At 54.5% G+C, this 18585-nt stretch carries 14 protein-coding genes; 1 reads left to right on the top strand and 13 read right to left on the bottom strand.

Going from position 1 to position 18585, the window contains the following annotated elements; translation table 11 throughout:
* From HII27_RS07350 to HII27_RS07335, 4 genes are read right to left on the bottom strand one after another with little or no spacing between them, the layout of a single operon-like run.
* Positions 1-927: a hypothetical protein gene (locus HII27_RS07350; protein WP_185667272.1), complete on the bottom strand. Its 927-nt coding sequence runs from the start codon at positions 925-927 to the stop codon at positions 1-3.
* A 39-nt stretch (positions 928-966) separates the two neighbouring features.
* Positions 967-2385, bottom strand: a complete 1419-nt coding sequence (locus HII27_RS07345; protein ID WP_185667271.1) for an HNH endonuclease signature motif containing protein — start codon at positions 2383-2385, stop codon at positions 967-969.
* 3 nt (positions 2386-2388) lie between these two features.
* A complete protein-coding gene (locus HII27_RS07340; protein ID WP_185667270.1) occupies positions 2389-2664 on the bottom strand; it encodes a hypothetical protein in 276 nt (91 codons plus the stop codon).
* Positions 2665-2699: 35 nt separating this feature from the next.
* Complete coding sequence (locus tag HII27_RS07335) at positions 2700-3005, bottom strand: HigA family addiction module antitoxin (RefSeq protein ID WP_185667269.1); 306 nt, start codon at positions 3003-3005, stop codon at positions 2700-2702.
* 174 nt (positions 3006-3179) lie between these two features.
* On the opposite strand from HII27_RS07335, the gene HII27_RS07330 reads away from it, so the two are divergent.
* Positions 3180-3599, top strand: a complete 420-nt coding sequence (locus HII27_RS07330) for a hypothetical protein (protein ID WP_185667268.1) — start codon at positions 3180-3182, stop codon at positions 3597-3599.
* 72 nt (positions 3600-3671) lie between these two features.
* On the opposite strand, the gene zorD is transcribed toward HII27_RS07330, so the two are convergent.
* From zorD to HII27_RS07280, 9 genes are all read right to left on the bottom strand, one after another.
* Positions 3672-6914, bottom strand: coding sequence for a type I Zorya anti-phage system protein ZorD (gene zorD / locus HII27_RS07325; RefSeq protein ID WP_185667267.1), 3243 nt, complete (start codon positions 6912-6914; stop codon positions 3672-3674).
* Positions 6914-8596, bottom strand: a complete 1683-nt coding sequence (gene zorC, locus HII27_RS07320; protein ID WP_185667266.1) for a type I Zorya anti-phage system protein ZorC — start codon at positions 8594-8596, stop codon at positions 6914-6916. The genes zorD and zorC overlap by 1 nt, the downstream gene beginning before the upstream one ends.
* A complete protein-coding gene (gene zorB1, locus HII27_RS07315) occupies positions 8593-9333 on the bottom strand; it encodes a type I Zorya anti-phage system protein ZorB1 (RefSeq protein WP_185667265.1) in 741 nt (246 codons plus the stop codon). Before zorB1 ends, zorC begins: the two co-directional genes overlap by 4 nt.
* A gap of 13 nt (positions 9334-9346) precedes the next feature.
* On the bottom strand, positions 9347-11536 hold the full coding sequence (gene zorA1 / locus HII27_RS07310) for a type I Zorya anti-phage system protein ZorA1 (protein WP_185667264.1): 2190 nt from the start codon (positions 11534-11536) through the stop codon (positions 9347-9349).
* 390 nt (positions 11537-11926) lie between these two features.
* On the bottom strand, positions 11927-12997 hold the full coding sequence (locus tag HII27_RS07300; protein WP_185667263.1) for an ABC transporter ATP-binding protein: 1071 nt from the start codon (positions 12995-12997) through the stop codon (positions 11927-11929).
* The gene (locus HII27_RS07295; protein WP_185667262.1) at positions 12990-14759 is read right to left on the bottom strand and encodes an ABC transporter permease; all 1770 of its coding nucleotides are present in this window, start codon (positions 14757-14759) and stop codon (positions 12990-12992) included. Before HII27_RS07295 ends, HII27_RS07300 begins: the two co-directional genes overlap by 8 nt.
* Before the next feature lie 77 nt (positions 14760-14836).
* Positions 14837-15925, bottom strand: a complete 1089-nt coding sequence (locus tag HII27_RS07290; protein WP_185667261.1) for an ABC transporter substrate-binding protein — start codon at positions 15923-15925, stop codon at positions 14837-14839.
* Between the two features lie 219 nt (positions 15926-16144).
* Entirely contained in the window at positions 16145-16840 is a 696-nt protein-coding gene (locus tag HII27_RS07285) for a response regulator (RefSeq protein ID WP_185667260.1), read from the bottom strand.
* Entirely contained in the window at positions 16833-18485 is a 1653-nt protein-coding gene (locus HII27_RS07280; protein WP_185667259.1) for an ATP-binding protein, read from the bottom strand. Before HII27_RS07280 ends, HII27_RS07285 begins: the two co-directional genes overlap by 8 nt.
* Positions 18486-18585: the final 100 nt, after the last annotated feature.

Genomic DNA, 18585 nt, shown 5'->3' with positions numbered 1-18585 from the left:
TTAGGCGGCGTTCTGGGGCGATTTATCACCCTTCGCGTGTGGATCGGCTGGTGGGTTTTTCAGTAGCCGTGAAATGCATTCTCTCCGCGTTGCGCGGCGCTCATCTTCGCTTAATGCGCGAAACTCCCCCATGTTCAAACGGGCGTTGATGCTCAGGTAAACGCGGTACACGAAATCACTCACGCGAACGCCTGCCAGGTGTGACGGTGTGCCGAGCGGCTTGCTGTATTTCGGACGACTTATCGACTCCATCGCTCTCTCAATCATGTACCCGGGCAGATCGGTTTTCTTCAGCTCGCGCTTACGGGCGCTTTCAGATTTCTTGGCCTCGCGGCTCTCCTTCTTCGCTGCTCTCTGTTCCAGTTTTGCCTGGTATGCCCTGTCCTTTGTCTTCCCTCGCGGCTTATCAGGGATGCCGGTTAGCTCCGCCACCTCACCAGGGGCGAATTTCTCCCGCGTGTTTGCTGGCTTGCGGGTGCCGTCTGCTTTCCATGCCCATCGCTTAACGGTCGCGATGCAGGAATCATTGCGTGGCTCTACAACCCAGTCGAGCAGGTGCAGCACCTGGTGCTGCGGTACCGTCACCCATAGCAAGTTTTCCGGGACGTGTGCTGCCGGGTCTTCACGCTTGAGCGGAAACCGGTGGCACGGTATCACGTGGTGATTATGGTAGCCGGGGCGCTGCTGGGTGTGGCGGGTGGGTCTGCCGTTCCGCTGCTCACACTTGTGGATAAGCAACGCCTTCAGCTCACCCACCGGCAGTTGCTCATAACCAGGTATCTCGAATCCGATATGCGGCATGACCTTGACTACACGGGCGAACCGCTTACGCGCGATCAAACAGAGTGGTGTGATCTCCTTGGCCTTTCGCGCCGCTGCCAGGTTGGCTTCGTGGTTGACCTTCCTCTTTTCCGCGTTATTCGCCATGGGGCACCGCCACCAGCAGTAACACTTCAACTGTTCTCATCAAACAGCCTCCTTGTTCATGCGCTGGAATCGCTCCCAGCGTGCTACCAGGTTCGCCGGGTCGATCGCTCGGCGCAGCTCGGCGATCGGCTTGCTGTGGTACTGCTGTAAATCCGGGTCATCAGCCAGCGCAGCGGGGTTAACGTGAACGGTCAACGTCTCCGGGCAGATAGCAATGATTCCCGCGTCAAACAGCCGGTGCAGGTCAACGCGCAGCAGCAGCCCGTTGCTGTAGTGGTCAAGGCCACCGGCGCTGTGCTCCACCAGGTGCGCCGCCTCGGTGCGCTGGCGCAGGCTCGCGCCGGTAATCACGCAACGGTCGAAACAATTGCGGCGAACCGCTGCGGCGAAATCAGCTTGATCCGGGCGGCTGGTAACCGTCACTTCATGACCTTCGCGCTTAGAGCGCGTAGGAAGCGTCAGGACGGGCGCAGGCTCTTTCCGCTGTACTGGTTCAGGTTTAACGGCGATCGGCTCAGGCTGAGGCGCTGGCTGCGGCTCCTGCACGACTTCCGGCACCAGCTCCACTACGGGCACCTTTTCCGGCTCCGCTTTCACTACCGGCGGCTTACTCATACCCATAAAGCGAACCGCCAGCGCATCAGCAGCCAGACCGCTATCGCGGTGCTTATACAGGTACTGACGGAACTCCGGCAGGCGTGCGCCCACCAGCTTCACCGCACGCACCATGCCGGACTTGTTCACCTGCGGATTCTTCATTTGCAGGTTCGGCAGGTCATACGTGCGCGGGTTCTTGTGCGCCGTGGTGATTGCGCCTGCACCGGTCAGCGTGCGGGGGGCTTTATGACGCGGAACGACATCAACCGGCTGCACATCTTCACGCTCTGCGGGCGGGACATACGTTGTGCCGTTCTTCTTCGCCAGGTACGCCAGCACTTCACGCATATCAACGCGCGTTTTCTTGCGCTCTTCAATGCCACTATCAATCTGGCGTTCCATTTCCGCGCGGCGCTCAATGTAAAGGCGGCGTGACTCTGTTACCACGGGGTGCGCGTCCAGCTTCGCGGCAACATCTTCAGCAGTCAGATTTGTCTCTGCCAGCCCATTCACCAGCGACCGCACCTTGTCATAGTTCGGGTGGCGGCTGGTGATACCCAGACGACTAAAGGCGTTACGGATCACCACGTCCCAGCGCTTACGATTCTCCGCCTGTTGGGCTTTTTTGTATAAATGACTCTCTCTTAGGTCGCGAGTGATTGCTTCCAGACTAAACCCCTTATTCAGCCTGGTGCGGATGTACTGGGCGATGGCCTTATAACTGGCGTAACCCTCGTTAACGCGCAGCTCAGAAAGCGCCTTTTGCACACCAATCCTGATCGCTTCCGCGCGTTCATTCGCCCTTTTTTGGGCTAGGGTTATCGTTTTGGCTTTGGTCTTGGCCTTTTTTTTCTTCGCCATCGTTTAAATCTCCCGCGCCAGCAGCGCCAACACGGTACGCTGCGACAGTCCGCACCAACGCGAAATCACCGTGTCTTTGAAACCAGCAGCGTGCAATGCCTTCACCAATTCCGGCATCGCTCTCTGGCGCTCCAGGCTATTCAACCGGCGGCGATACTCAGGTTCGCGCCAATGGGAGGACTCCAGCACCTTATCCACCAGTAGACGGGCGGTCTGCTCTTCAGTTAAGCCAGCGCGGAAACACAAGGGGATCAGCGATTTCTTTTGATTGCTATTCATCGTCACTTTTTTCTTTTTGGGTCGCTCTATGGCGGTTATTTGCTGTTAGCGGGCGCTGGCTCTTCAGAAAGTGGCTTGATGTCGCTAATGTCTATCTCACCGCGCAGCTGCGCCAGGTCATGCGCCGTCTGGAGCTGCATGAAAAATTCCGGCGTACTGCCCATCGCGGCGGAAATGCGGATCGCCAGTGATGGCGTTAATGCTGTTTTACCGCTCAGGAAGCGGGAAATCGTTGCCGGGGTAACGCCGATATTCAGCGCAAATTGACGGGCGCTTATGCCCATGTCTGCCAGGTCGCGGGCGATCATTTCGCCCGGGTGTGGAGTTTTAAAAATACCCATAATCAATTCCGTGTTACGTGTCGTGTAACATCATGCGATGACATTACACGGCGTGCAACACTGTAAGGAGGATTGATTGATTACCGTCAATTTAGCAGGGATGCTGGCGTTCCACCTCGGCTTTGGATAGACTGCGCGGCTGGGTTTTCGCCAGCGACAACAGCAGGCCAGGCAATGAAACGACCACGTAAACCCTTCAGTTCTCTCCCCCGCTCTCGGCGCAAAAAAGAAACCTTCCACGTTAAGCAGCAGATCCATCGCGAACGCGAGCGCTGCGGCGGGCTGTTTTACGACCATTGCGATATCGAATTGATGACTGAAAGCGGGCTATGGACATGGAGTGACATTCTTTTCCTTTCCGCCGACCGCGCCACGTTCTGGAATGCTACTATCAGCACCGCCAATGATGCTCTTGCTTGCGCCGTCGAAAATCAGGCGATAGAACGCGCCACCGCGATCACAACAGTCGCTGCGGACATTGCAGATGACGGTGTGCTTGACCTTTCACCACTCCGCGATACACAAACGGCAGCCCGCAGGCCACGCTTAGTTATAAATCAAACTAAACGTGGCCACTCCATCGAACTCAACTAACAGCCCGTATATTGCGGTTCGTTGCCTATATTTTACCGTTAAGGCAACATATTGGACGTTCCGTGTTTATCGTCAGGCCCCTTTGAATACCGCGTCAAAATCTGCACCGCTTAAGTCTGGGGAAGCACAGAGCATATCTCTTGCCAGGGCTCGCCTGCGGTTCAGTAACTCGTCCAGCGTTTCCTCAAACGTCGTAATATCAGCGTCTCTTACCGTCGGATAATAAACATAAACATCCTTCGTCTGGCCGATACGGTAAGCGCGGTCGGTGGCCTGATCCTCTTTTGCCGGGTTCCAGCAGCGGGTGAAATGAATCACATGGTTGGCTTTTTGGACGTTAACCCCAAAGCCAACGGCAACGGTGGAGAGAATAATCACCCCGAAACCGGGTTGAGCCTGGAAATCATCAATTAATCGCTGGCGGCTGTTCTGGCTTTGGCTTTTGGTACTGGTATCGCCATTGATAATCGTTGGACGAAAACCGAAACGCTGCTGAATCGCATGCTGGATTTCGCGCTGCAGATCGCGCAGCTCGGTAAAGATAATCACCTTGTCTTTGCTGGTATGTTTAATTTCATCCAGGGTTTTCAACATCCAGTTGAGCTTTGGCGAGCCTTCCTGGTAGCGAGGTTCTGGATTCACCACGGCAGGGTGAGCACAGATAAGTTTGAGTCGATGTAATAAGCCCAGCATCCCCGTCCCGGCCTGCTGCATTCCTTCGCTGAGCGCTTGTTGCTGCTGCCAGTTCGCAATTGAAGAAAGGTATAGCTGCTTTTGAGGGCCAGAAAGTGGCAGCTTTTTACAGCTGGTTACCTCAATTTTATTCGGCAGATCGCGCGCGACTTCTTCTTTAGTTCGACGCAACGTTTGTGGTTCGATCAACGTGCGTAAATTCTCTAATTTTTCGGTGTCACGACCGGTTTCGCTCTCGATGGGGCGAACATAGTGTTTACCAAACTCATTGAGTGCGCCTAATAAACCTGGCTGGGCGAAATCGAACAGGCTCCAGAGGTCTACCAGGGTATTTTCGACGGGCGTACCGGTGCAGGCCACTTTGAATCTTGCCTGTACGGCATTGGCGGCATGGGTGATTAAGGCTGCTGGGTTCTTTATTTTTTGTGCCTCGTCGCACACCATGATTGACCACGGCTGCCGCGCCAATGAAAACTCCTGATCGCGGAGCGTTTCGTAGGTCGTCAGAATGATTTTTGCTTTGCCCGGCCAGCCGGGTTTGAGCAGGTTTTTAATCCCCTGAGATTGTAGATGCGCTGGAATGGCCTGTTTTGGGTATTTTACGGCTTTAATCGTCTCGCCATACAATTTCAGTACTGAAATACCTGCGGTGTAGAAGAAGTTTTCCAGTTCACGTTCCCAGTTATCTAAAAGAGAGACCGGAGCAACGATAAGGCTTGGTGGTTCATCCGGAAACTTTTCAATAAACCAGACCAGAAAACTCAGGATTTGCAGCGTTTTACCCAGACCCATATCATCTGCCAGCAGGCAGCCGGCTGTTTCCTGAGGTGAACGAAGGAACAGTTGTTGGAGCCAGGCCACACCTTCGCGCTGATGATCTTTGAGTTGAATGTGTGCTTTCAGGCTGAGCGGAATTTCAGGTTCTGCATGACGCGCACTGAGGAGCGAATCGCGGCGTTGCTTGATATAGGCTGCTTCTTCGATATTTTGTTCAATTTTGAGTACAGCTCTGGTGGCTTTATCTGCCGCATTGCCAGGTGACTCCTCTTTTGCGCTTTGCTGTTTTTCCCAGTTCTTACTGAATGTTTTAGCGGTATCCAGCGATAATTCAGTGTCATTCCAGGGCGCGGTAATATGCGTTTCGCCAGCGGCTTCCGCGTGGGTAATTCTCACCTGCAGTTCATCAAAATGGTGCTGATTTTCAGGTTGCCAGCCATTTAGCGTCTCGACCGAAAATGCGGAGAAGTCGAAATCCTCAGGAAGCCAGTTTTCACTTTGCGCCTTGGTCAGCCAGGGTGACGATATTTTCTCAAATTCCCCAATGCCGATGACGCGATCGCCATATTTCCCGATATCCAGAACATCGCTAAATTCTTTACCTTCCACTTCCTGCTGCCAGCGCGTCAGCAGTGACTGGCAATCATGCCACTGCTGTTCAGTGAATTGACTCAGTTCTAGTTCGTAACCCTGCCAGGAGCCCGCGGGCATGTGTGCGGCAACGCTTATACCCAGAGCTTGAATAAATTTATCCAGCTCCCATGGAGCGGAGAAGATGAATGATACTTCGGGTTGCGGTACGGGTGAGATGGGCTCCAGAACCAGAGTTACATCCTCTATTTTGTTCTCATCATTGACGCGAGGTTGCAGCCTGAAGTGATGGAAGAAAATATGGGCATCAAACAGTGCCTGCTCGTGCTCTTCAGGGGCAATCACGTTCGCGGCATCTTCACCCAGGAAGGTATAGGGGTTGCGAACAAAGGAAAGCGCTTCGCTACCCGCCACTCGACGGCCTGGAATTGAGCGTATCGAGCTCAGCACCTCTTTCACTTCAGGGGGAATGATGACATGGCTGAGTTCGCCATTCTCGCCGGGGATGCGGTAGCTATCATGAACCTGCGCATTCTTATCAAAGCTACCGAGCCAGTTGGCGGGTTGGTCTTCGAAGTGGGGCTCAATTTCGATAACGGCAGTATCAGCAACGGTTGCCTTACGCAGGCGCAAAGACAATGAAGTTGGTTTGATGACATGCGTTTTTTCCAAATAATCATCAAATTTTGCAGCGGCCAGTTTTGCGCACTTACGGATAGCGGCCCATCCTAACTGATTTGTGGTTTCGCCTGGATCCTGGATTTGCTGTGTGCTGAGTTGTTCCGTTGCCTGCAAGAGGTTCCAGTTTTCCCTGGATAGCAGATATTGTTGATTTTCATAGGTAAAAATGGCACCGGTGCGGCTAAAGCGGATGGCGTTACGCGCTGGGAGCGTGACCCACTCGGCAATCCAGACACGAAAATCACTATCGCTTAACGCGCCCTGGGAGCGTAGCCCTGCGCGTAATGGCAAGACCTCTGGGACGCCAATCAGAGGCAGACTGCTGGCGTGCTCCTCGTCTTCCAGCAGGTGATACAAGGCATTCCAGCTTAATAGCCAGCGGTCTGTTAGCGATATCAGATAGTCTTCTTCGGCCAACTGCTCCAGCCAGGATGCCAGAGCCCAAAGCGCCGGGTCATCAACCAATGATTGCGGAAAACTGAGTCCAGTTTCCTCAATCTGGTACTGATTCTTCAGGTGGCGTTCTATCTGCTGACGGTTTCCAGTCAGTTTACTTAACAGACGTTTCAGCATTATTTGATCCAGTAACGATGAGGTTCTTTAGTCACGGGGGTGAAGCCGAGTCGGAGTAGTTCTCTTTCCGTCGTTTCATCCGCTGTTTTGAGCTGTACGGACAGGACCCCACCTTTTTGTCGATTATCGCTGACGATACAGGAGGCGTTTTCAACCAGGCGCTGTATCGCCGTATCACGCAGCGGGTTGATAATTTTGACATCAGATACTGTGGTGAGGGGGGACGCTTTTTTATCCACAAATTTGACGGGTTCTTCAGCCATCCAGCGGATCCCCAGTTTGCGCAGCTCTTCGTCGTATTTCAGCATCCAGCCAGTGATGCGGACCTTGTTATAGCCTTCCGCCCTTGGCGTATGAGGCATGCGGAGCGCACAGCGTCCCTGGTCTTTTAGATGTATGTTGATGTCCAGGGTTCGTGATTCTGGGTTAAATGGCGCATGTCCAATCCTATAGGCATACATCGCATTACCTGTTCCCGAAAACTCGACAAACAGGTAATCGTTAATCTGCATAATCATGGCATTATCAAGGCTACGTCCGCCGCGAAGATGGCTCAATCGTCCTTTATTCTCCTCGCGGAATTTAATAAAGTCGCTGCCTCGGTGTTGCCAGGCATCTGGCCCCATCACGATACGGGTAAATCCCATCTGATTTGCGAAACGCAGCCAATAGTGCAGTCGAGCTTGATCCACATCGCCGTTTCCACGCAGCAGATCGAAAAAATGCATTAAGTCCTGTTTTGCTAACCAGCCCCGTACCATAGCGGCAACGGGTTCAGAAACATACTGATGCCACTTATTCTGCTGACTCTTCAACTGAGGGTTATCCCAGTACTCGAGCGCGGCCTGTTTCAGAGCAGAATGTGCCTGATCGCGGTAGGTCGAATGGTAATAGCGGGTGAGCGTCGCTGTGATGATGTCATCACGAAAACGCACCCACTGTGCCGCCAGACCTAATAGCCAACTGATTTTGTCCAAATACTGCGGATCGTCCAGAGTATCAAGCTGCGCCAATAGCACTGTGAAAATACGTTTCCATAACCAGCTGCTATCGGGGATCTGGGCTATCTTCTCCAATGCTGAGAGAGAATGGCTTTCGCCTGATAATAGCTGTTTTGAAATGACGCCCCCCGCCTGAGGGGTAAAAATGTCGTGGTAAAATTCTATGGTTTTCATCCACGACTTTTCTCTGCGGATAGCCGCTTTGACCACGGAATAGCCCTGGCCGATATGCCCACGTAGCGCGCACCAATTCGGGTTTGTTTCTGGAGATTCATGCCGGTATGCAAAGTAGCTTGAACACAGCGCAGCCCAGTCCCGGCGCTTTAGCGTTTTAGTTTCAATCCGACTTTTAATGGCGCGGTCTACTTCGGGGAAAAACTGCGCGTCCTCCAGCAGTATCGGCTGGCCGGGGTACTGTGGATCATTATCGGCAAGACCATAAAACACCATCCGCCACTCTCGATCGTTAAGTTTCTCTGCAAGGCGAAAACGACGAAGGGCCGCTAGCCGCATTTCATGCGGTGGAGTGGGGATCTTTTCAGCCTTATCAAAACGTTTTTCCATGTCCAGGGCCGCAGAGGCCAACGCGTGAAAATCATTTTGCAGATAATGGTCATTCTGCTGGCCGGAAGAAAGCTTAGCCGCGATGCGTTGTGATAGAGCGTTCAGCGCGGGGATCATTGCGGCATGACCAGCTGACAAACTTCTTTATTGACGACCGGAGGGAAGTCCACCTCATCGGTCCCATCGCGTTTATCTTTCAGCCCGAAGAATTGCATGCGTAGCTCGACGCGACGGCTGGCTTCCTTGCTTTCTTTTGCATTATTGAAAGAGACGCCACCCGCCAGGAAAAGCTTACGAATTTGAATCTGTTGTGCTGCAGAAATGCTATTTTGCAGAGGACTGCGGCTATCGAGCAGGCTGCACATTACCCATTCAGAGCGCTGCAGGGAAAGATGCAGGTTATAAAGGTAAGAACCGTCCGTGTCGGTAAAGCCTTCAATGACGATTTGCTTAAACCATTTCTTGCCTTCGTCGCTATCGGCTGCCTCAAGCACCAACGGCACAACATCCTGCAATGCTTTTTGCCCGTCGGCATTCAGGAAAAATCGGTTGTGATCAAAACGTCCCGCCTCACCGAAGCTGATGCGATTATCGTGGCAATCCACCACGATGGTTTTGTTCACGTTACGGGCATGCAGTTCCAGGCGTTCGCACAGCCTGGAGATATCTTGTCCCCGTACCTTTTCACCTTGTTCCGCACGTTGGATGCGCTGCGTAACAGAGCTTAACGATGCCACCATCACCACCAGAAATAACACCATCATAGCGGTCATCAGGTCAGCGTAGGAGATCCAAAAGGGTTTCTCTGCTTCATCGCCGCGGCGCTTTTTAACGCCAAATGCATTTCCAAACATCTGCCGTCACCCCTTAAGCACGTACGCGTGACAGGACATCATCAAGCTCGCTGACGCTTTCTCCAATCTGCTCGACGGAACCCGCAAGCAGAGTAGAGGCTTTCGCCATTTCAACGTCCAGTTTACCGAGCGTTTTATCGAGGCTGCGCGTAACGCCTTCAGAGAAGTCTTCAAACCCTTTTCCAAGCACATCGCTGACGTTTTCAATAAATGTCTGCGCTTCACGGTTATAGCTCTGCAAGCGCTCACCGTGCTGCTTAAGATCGGTAATGAATTGACTGCGGGTGGTCTGTTCCGATTGGGTATTGGCCGCAAGTAGTTCCAGCATAGCAATAGATTTGCTGACGGCTTCTCGATTATTACGGTAATCCGCGACCACCGAAGAGAGTTCACTGGTGGCTAGTGAAAGCGATGAACCCGCTGATTGTGCTTTATTCAGGACATCAGCGGTGAGGTGGTTGGCTTCCGATACCCGTTCGCCCGCATGTTCAAAACGCTCCGCAGCCGCACGCATTTTCTCTGCGCCGTTTTGCATATCCTGAATCTGTCGGTTGGTTTGTTCTGCGAGTTTGTTAAGGGTCTCTGTCGTGCCCTGATGCTGGCTGGCAACGGTGTCAATCAGCTGTTTGATCTGATCGTCAACCTCACTCATTACCCGCTGTGTCTGTTCATGCAGAGATTGCTGATTAGCCTGCTGATTGGCTGAAATCTGCTGCTGGCCCTTATCAATCTGGCCAAACAGACTGCCCAGTTGCTCCCCGAGTGCTTCAACAGATGTGGCCATTTTTTCCATCGTTGCGCTTTGGCCCTGCTGCACTGAATTCTGAATGGCTTCAATAAAGGCGGACATATGTTCTGCCTGAGCTTTTTCCCGCGCTTCGCTGTCGGCGAACATTTTCTCGAGCTGGCGTGCCATACGCTCACCAGCGCCTTCACCCTCAGCACCAATTTTGGCGACAGAGGCCTGTAAGCTGGTAAGCATGTCATTCATACCCGCCTGCATGGCCTGCTGGCCCGACTTCATTTCAGAGAGCAGCTGTTCAATCAGCTGCGCGCTACCCTGACGAGAATCGTCGCTGACCTGACGCATATCCTGCAGCAGAGTAGAGAATCCGCTTTGCATCGTTTGAATGGCGCCAACGGTTTGACCCATCATGTCGTTGAGATTGGTAAACTGCTGGCCAAAAGTGGTATCGAGCTTTGCCATAAACGCCGTTAGCACATCCTGCAGCATGTTCTGCACCATGCCGCTTTGATCGCCGCTGGCGGTTTGCACTGCACCGGCAATTTTATCCAGCGGTGACTTCAGGCTGTTTTCAATTGCACCGCTCACCTGATCGGCAAACTGCGAGCCTGTTTCGCGATAGGTGGTGCTTAACGTATTCGCCAGACGTTCATTTTCCACTTTCTGGCTTTCGGCGAGATGCAGCAGCATGTCGCGAAGATCGGTGACCAGGCTCTCTTTTAGGTGGCGTGCCTGAGTAGCACTTTCGTTGCTCGATTTCACCAGTGAGGCAAGGTATTCCTCACCCACGCCGCTGTCATACAGTGCATCGAGGGCCGCGGTGAATTTTTCGAGGTGTTTGTAGCACCTGGCAATGGACAGTTTTTCCATCCAGGTGATGAGAATAGAGAAGAAAATAGCGAATGCCGAGCCGAGGAAGGCGTACAACACATCATGCAGCAGGTTGTTAACGCTGCTGGTGACCTGCTCAGGTGTACTGGGATCAAAGTGGTTCAGACCGATCATCAGCCCATAGAATGTCCCAATAATCCCGACGCCGGTCAGTATGCCGGGCAGGTGTTTAAAGAATTCGGTGTTAAGGGGAATATCCACGAGCTGTTGTTCAGAGAAGTAGCTGGCGCTGGGGGCGGTGGCACGAACTTTGACAATTTTCTCTTCGCCACCGATCAGCTCATGCTGAGGATGCAGAGACTCGGCAAATTCGCTCCAGGCATGCTTAAGCTCAGGCTGAACAAACAAATTTTTCAGATAGTTGAGCTGATTCTCAGGATCATTATTCTCAATGCTATTAATTGATTGTGTATATTTTTTCAGACGGCGAACAATGGTTACCGACTTATAAAAATAAAAGAAAATAAAACAAAGGAAAGCAAAACTGACGAGGCCCATAACGGTTGCTGGCACCATATAAGGTTGCACAGAGGTGAGCGCCAATAAAACGGAATTAAGCCAGGACATAGTTTTACCTGTGAAATATTAAAAAACACATACGATAGAATAACCATCGACAACATTTTGATTACCTTTAATCAAAATCGACGCGCAGTCACTCACTCTTCACATCTATTAGATTTTCGTTTTGATGTTGCAGGACAGGCCTTACAGCGCTAAAGGTAGGCTGCGGATGGAGACAAAAGGGCTGATTTATGCAAACTGAACGGTAGTTTAGTTTCCTATTATCTGCCGATCAAATGCAATTTTCTTTACTTGAGGTTATTTGTCGTCATGCCTATCACGACGATTTTCTGGCGATTCTGGATGGCAAGCTGGAAAGCTTGAACGTGCAGCGACTAACAGCGCTATAAGTCAGCAACAATAAGGGAGCGGCACGCGCCGCCCCCTGAATCATCAGGATTTCGGGAATACCCAGACGTGTTTTTCCGGCAGTGACAGGTGGCAGTGCTGCGGGTCGCGCACCTCGTTGCCGTAGGCGCGGATAGCAAAATCATCCCCAGCGGTGCGGAACAGATACTCCCAGCGGTCGCCGAGGTACATGCTGGTGACCAGCGGCAGCTCAAGCTGGTTATCGCCCGGCCCGTCGACCAGCGCTACGCGCTCAACGCGGATCACCGCCGTGCCCTCGTTGCCAACCTGCACACCTTCTCCCGCCTGGCCCCATAGCGCCCAGCCACTGCCTTCTACGCGCGCTTTGCCGTCGCGGATCTCAGTCACTTTGCCGTGCAGGCGGTTGTTGCTGCCCATAAACTCGGCGGTGAACAGCGTTTTCGGCGAGCCGTACATCTCCTGCGGCGTCCCCTGTTGCTCGATTTTGCCGTTGTTGAGCAGCAAAATACGGTCGGAAATCGACATCGCTTCATTCTGATCGTGCGTTACCATCAGCGCCGAGAGGCCAAGCTTGATGATTAGCTCACGCAGAAACACGCGAGCTTCTTCGCGCAGCTTGGCGTCGAGGTTGGACAGCGGCTCATCGAGCAGGATAACCGGCGGGTTGTAAACCAGCGCACGGCCAATCGCCACGCGCTGCTGCTGGCCGCCGGAGAGCTGGTGCGGGTGGCGTTTGCCAAGGTGCCCAAGACCCAGTTGATCCAGCACGCCCTGCACCCGTTGGTTGATCTCCTGCGTAGGTACTTTGCGGAGTTTCAGCGGGTAGGCCACGTTCTCAAACACCGTTTTATGCGGCCATAGCGCGTAGGACTGGAACACCAGCCCCAGGTTGCGCTCCTCGGCGGGAATTTCGCTGCGGGGGGTGCCGTCGTAGACCTTATTGTTGCCGATAGTAATCGACCCCTGCGTCGGTTTTTCTAATCCCGCGACCGCACGCAGCAGGGTGGTTTTGCCGCTGCCGGATGGCCCCAGCAGCGAGACGACTTCACCGCGCTTGAGGTTCATAGTCACGCCTTTTAACACTGGGTTATCGCCGTAGGTTAAGTGCAGGTTCTCGACCGATAATTCAATCATGTAATTTCACTCCAAAACGAAGGGCAATACCCAGGCCAATCACCACCAACACAATGTTGATAAACGAGAGCGCCGCGACGATGTCGATAGCGCCCGCCGCCCACAGAGAAACCAGCATCGAGCCGATGGTCTCCGTGCCCGGCGACAACAGATAGACGCCCGTTGAGTACTCGCGCTCAAAGATCAGGAACATCAAAAGCCAGGAACCAATCAGCCCGTAGCGCGACAGCGGAATCGTCACATGGCGGGTGATCTGTCCGCGCGTCGCACCGGTGCTGCGCGCCGCTTCTTCCAGCTCTGGCCCTACCTGCAGCAGAGTGGAAGAGATAAGCCGCAGACCGTAGGCCATCCACACCACGGTGTAGGCCAGCCAGACGCTGAACATGGTGCTGCGTAACGAACGCAGCCAGACAATCAGGTTATCGCGCAGCCACTGCGACCACGGCATGCCGGAGAGCCAGCCGGATTTCAGCGCGTTATCAAGCCACATCGGTAAGAACAGGAACACCCACAGGAACGCCAGACCGGCGAGCAGGCCAGGCACCGCGCGGGGAACCAATACGCTGTAATCGAGGAAGCGGGTGGTGTTGTCCGGTTTACGGTGCATGGCGATACCGATAAACAGATAACAGCCCACCGCCAGTGCGCCGCCGATCACGCCAATCGCCATCGAGTTGATGATAGCGCGCAGCAGGTTCGGCTGCTCCCAGATGGTGCGGAAGGTACTGAGCGACAGCTCATCCCACAGCGAAACGCCCACGCCCCAGTTGGAGATAAAGGCGCGCAGCACCACACCCATTAGCGGCACGCCGATGGTGATGGTCAGCCAGAACGCCACCACGGCACCCGCTATCCAGCGCCATTTGCCGAGCGGCAGCGCACGGGCCTGCGAGGCCTTGCCCTTCATGGTGACGAAGCGGTTGGCGGTGCGCATCAGGCGGCGCTGCAGCATCACCAGTGGGATGGTCAGGCAGATCAGCACCACGGCGACCGCCGCCATCAGGTGGTACGACGGCGTGCCGAGTTTGTTGGTGAGCTGGTACAGGTAGGTTGCCAGCACCATGTTGCCTTCCGGGTCGCCCAGTACCAGCATCAGGCCGAAGACTTCAAGCCCGAGGAAATACAGCAGCACCACGGCGTAAAGAATCGATGGCCGCACCATCGGCAGGCTGACCGAGGTCATCACCTGCAGCGGGGAAGCCCCGGAAATACGCGCGGCTTCTTCCACGTCCGAGCTGACGCTACGCAGCGCCGATGAGATATAGAGATAGGCATGCGGCACGTGGGTCAGACCCGCGATCACCACGATGCTCGACATGTCGTAGATGTTCCACGGCACGAAGCCAATCAACGACTGCGCCCATAGCGACAGGAAGCCCACCGGCCCGGCGGCGACCACATAGCCAAACGCCAGCACCATCGGCGAGACAAAAATCGGCACCAGGATCAGCGGCTCAATCAAGCGTCTGCCGGGCAGGTCGGTACGCACCATCAGGAAGGCCAGAATACCGCCCAGCGGGATGGCGATGATGACCAGGCCGAAGGCAAGAATAAAGCCGCTTTTCAGCGCTTTATAGAAGTCAGGGTCGGTAAAAATAAAGCCAAAGGATTCAAGGCTCCAGGCCTTTGCCGGGGAGAAAAACGGCGCGGACAGGAAGCTTTGGATCACGATAAACGACAGCGGCGTATAGATAGCCAGCGCGGTTATCAGCACGACGACGCCGCGCGGCAGGCTCTGCCACTTTCTACGTAATGCGTTCATAAGCAAAGAGATCCGATAACACGAATTCAGGAAGCGAGAACACAGCGCGCCAGCGAAGGCGCGCGTGGTTCAGGCGCTTATTTGGCCGCGGCTTCACGCCACTGTTTGATGTAATCCAGACGTTTTTTCGGCTGCAGGTATTCCAGCAACGACTCATCAACCGGGATTGGCTTCAGCGCCGTGCCCAGCATTTTGGTCATACCGTCGATGTCGTTTTTGCCTTCGATATCGTTACGGATAGAGGGGATATCCGCCTGATTAGCCAGAATGTTCTGCCCTTTTTCAGACAGCACGTAGTCCATCCACAGCTTGGCGGCGTTGCTGTGCTCGGCCTGCTGGCTGATGAAGGAGACGCGTGACAGCACCAGGGTGTAATCCTTCGGATAGGAGATGCCCAGCGATGGGTCGGTTTTGGCGCGTGCTTCGGCATAAGAACCGAGGATGTTGTAGCCGATCAGGTTTTCGCCCGACGAGACCCTTTCCATCATCGTACCGGTGGAAGACTGCACCGCTAAGCCGCCTTTGGCCACGTCGGCCAGCGTCTTGAAGTAGTTAGGATCGGCTTTGTAATCCATCACCGACAGCATAAAACCAACGCCGGATTTTTCGATATCGTAGGTGGTGACTTTGCTTTTGAATTTATCGACCTGCCCGGCAACCAGCTTCGCCAGCGCGGCGTGTGAGTCCGGCACGTCAGCTGCTGGGATCAGGCGCTTGTTATAAATAAAGACCACTGGCTCATAGGTGGTGCCGTAGGCTTTGTTGTGCCAGACCGCCCATTTCGGCAGCTGTTTTTGTTCAGCGGAAACGTACTCCATGGCGTAGTCGGTCGCGAGCTTCATCGCGGTGTCCATGGAAGAGCTCCAGACCACATCACCGCTGCCGCCGCCGGAGGCCTGCTCGCTGATGAAGCGGTTGTACAGTTCGGTGCTGTTCATATCGTTGTATTCAACTTTGATGCCCGGATAGGCGGCCTCAAAGCCCTGAATCAGCGGCCCGGCCGCTTTGGTGTCGGTGGTGGAGTAGATAACCACTTTGCCTTCTTTGGTCGCAGCATCGACGACCTTTTGGTAGTCGGCCGGGTAACCCTGAGGCAGTGCGGACAGGGCGGAGAACGACATGAAAACGGTAGCAGAGAGTAGGGAGATACGGAATGTGTTCGACATTATTATTAACCTTTTAGTTACGTTTGAAGAACTAAAAGTCAACATAGCGGATGGGGGGAGGGAGACAAGAGGGGGGAGGAAGTAGGCTGGTGGAAATGTGATTGTTGGCGTTGTTTCGGCAATTAACACCATAGAAACCGCGAGCGCGGGGATTTGAGAGAGTGGAATATTCGGCGTTGTAGGCCGGATGGTGCTTCGCTTATCCGGCCTATGGAGTCATCACTCAGCCACCCTCCGATACAATCGCCGCGGATGCCCAATACTCCCATACTGAATCTCAATCACAATAAACCCAATCTCCACGCAGTACTCCAGATACCGACGCCCCGTCGTCTTACTGCTCCCCGCCTCCTCGACCACCTGCTCAACCGACCAGTTCACCTCTGGGTGCTCGCTAAAAATCCGCTGCACCCGCGCCAGCGTCGCAGGCTCAATCCCCTTGGTGGAAGGCTGCCCCGATGCCTCACCGGCGGGCAGATTGAACAGCTTATCCAGCGCGTGTTGGTCCACCACCTTCACCTGCCGCAGGGTGTGCTCCAGCAGCATAAAGCGCTCCAGCGACGCCTGTAGACGGTGGGAGAAAACCGGCTTAATCAGATAATCAAAGGCTCCGCTGCGCATCGCGTGGCTACAGGTCTGCATATCGCTGGCGGCGGTGATGAAAATCACCGAACACTCAAACTGCTTCAGCAGCGGGCTGCCAATCAGCTCAACGCCCTGGCCGTCCGGTAAATAGTTATCCAGCAGCACCAGGCGTGGTCGATGCTGGAGGATTAGCGCATGCGCCTGCGCCAGCGTGCTGGCGATCCCCACCACGCGCAGACGGAAGTTTTGCTCAATAAACTCCCGATGCAACTGCGCCAGATGCGGCTCATCTTCAACAATAACAACCTCAAGAGGGCGGATATCAGTCATGGGAAGGTCCTGCGGTAAGCGTGGTCTGGAACGGGATGAAAACCGAAAATACGGTACCCTGCGGAACGTTATCGTTGATTTCGATGCTGCCGCCAGCCCGGCGCACATATCCCGCGACCAGGTAGAGGCCAATGCCGTGCTCTGAGCCGGTGAACTCGCTGCCGTCGGCGGATTTGCTGGTAAATCCTTGTTCAAAGATATGAGGTTTCATCGCTTCATCTACGCCGCAACCCCGGTCTGCCACCTCGATAACCAGCTCGTGGTTGCGGTCAGAAATATAGATTTCCACCGGCGCGGTGCGTGTGGTGGTATTCAGCGTGGCATCAACGGCGTTGTCCACCAGGTTGCCAATAACTGACATCAGCTCGGTTTCGCTCAGCCCTTCCGGCAGGCGTGACATCCGGCAGGCTGGGTCGAACGTCAGCTCCACGCCTTTCTCGCGTGCGCTAACGTATTTCCCCAGCAGCAGGCCGCACAGCGCCGGAGAGGCAAACTGCATTGAGAGGAAATCCAGCACCTGCTGAGCGCCTTCCGAATGCACCCGGATATAGCGCAGGGCATCGTCATAGCGCTGCATTTGCAGCAGGCCGACCAGCGTCGCGGTCCAGTTAAGCTGCTCGTGGCGCATGATGCGCAGGTTATCGGCATAACGGGTCACCTGGCTGAGCTGGCTGCTGAGCGTCGTGATATCGTTTCTGTCGCGGAAGCTGAAAACCCAACCGCTTTGGGTTCCCGGCTCCACCTCAATAGCGACGCGGTTAACGATGGTCTCCCGATGATTCAGCACGGTGATGTGATCATGATGACGGCTGTCGTACGCGGTATTGCCCGGCGCAAAGAATGCTGGCGGCAGCTGAATAACCTCATCCAGCGGCTTGCCGAGCAGCGCCTGCTCACTCTGCTGAATATTGAGCATCTCCCTGGCGGCGCGGTTGATAAGGATCAGCTGTTTATCGGCATTGACCGCAAATACCCCTTCGTACATCGCCTCAAGCAGCGCTTTTTGCTGGAGCACCAGCTGGGCGATATCCTTCGGCTCGAGGCCGAACATCTGCTTTTTTAGCGTGCGGGCCAGCACCCAGGAGAAGATAAACAGCAGCAGCAGTAGGGCAATGCCATACAGCCCGGTGCGCCACAGCAGGCGGGCGTTGATGTTGGCAATGTAGGAGGTGAGGTAGCCGACGGAGACAATACCGATAACCCGATGCTGGCTGTCGAAAATTGGCGCCTTGCTGCGCAGCGACACGCCAATCCCGCCTTTACGTATTGAGATAATGGTTTTGCCCTGCAGCACCTCGGCGTTATCGCCGCCGATCATCGGCAGGTTCAGACGCTCCGGTGATTCCGAATGGTAGAGGTGCTGCTCGCGGGCGTCGCCCACTACGATATAGCTAGCGTCGCTCTCGGCGCGTAGCGGCTGGATCAAACGTGCAATGCCGGGAATATCCCGCCGCTCGACCATGGCGGCAAGCCCCGGCATTAGCGCAATCTCGCTGGCCTGAATCCGGGCGCGCTGGCCCAAATCATGATGCAACTGGCGGTCGATAAAATGAAACAGCAGTGCGCCAAGCAGCGCCAGCAACAGGCAGGAGAACGCCAGCAGCGACAGAAACAGCTTCATCTGGAAGGTCAATCGGAGCGTCATACGGTTCGCCGCGGCCAGTGCCGAAAGGAGTCATCCAAAAAGCCTATCATGCGAAAATACGAACCGTTATCGAGCGACCGCAGAGTTGTGAGCTACCTAC

Source organism: Kluyvera sichuanensis, from assembly GCF_014218705.1.
Taxonomy (GTDB): Bacteria; Pseudomonadota; Gammaproteobacteria; order Enterobacterales; family Enterobacteriaceae; genus Kluyvera; species Kluyvera sichuanensis.
Note: the sequence above shows the minus strand (reverse complement) of the source record. Positions and strands in the feature narration are given on the sequence as shown.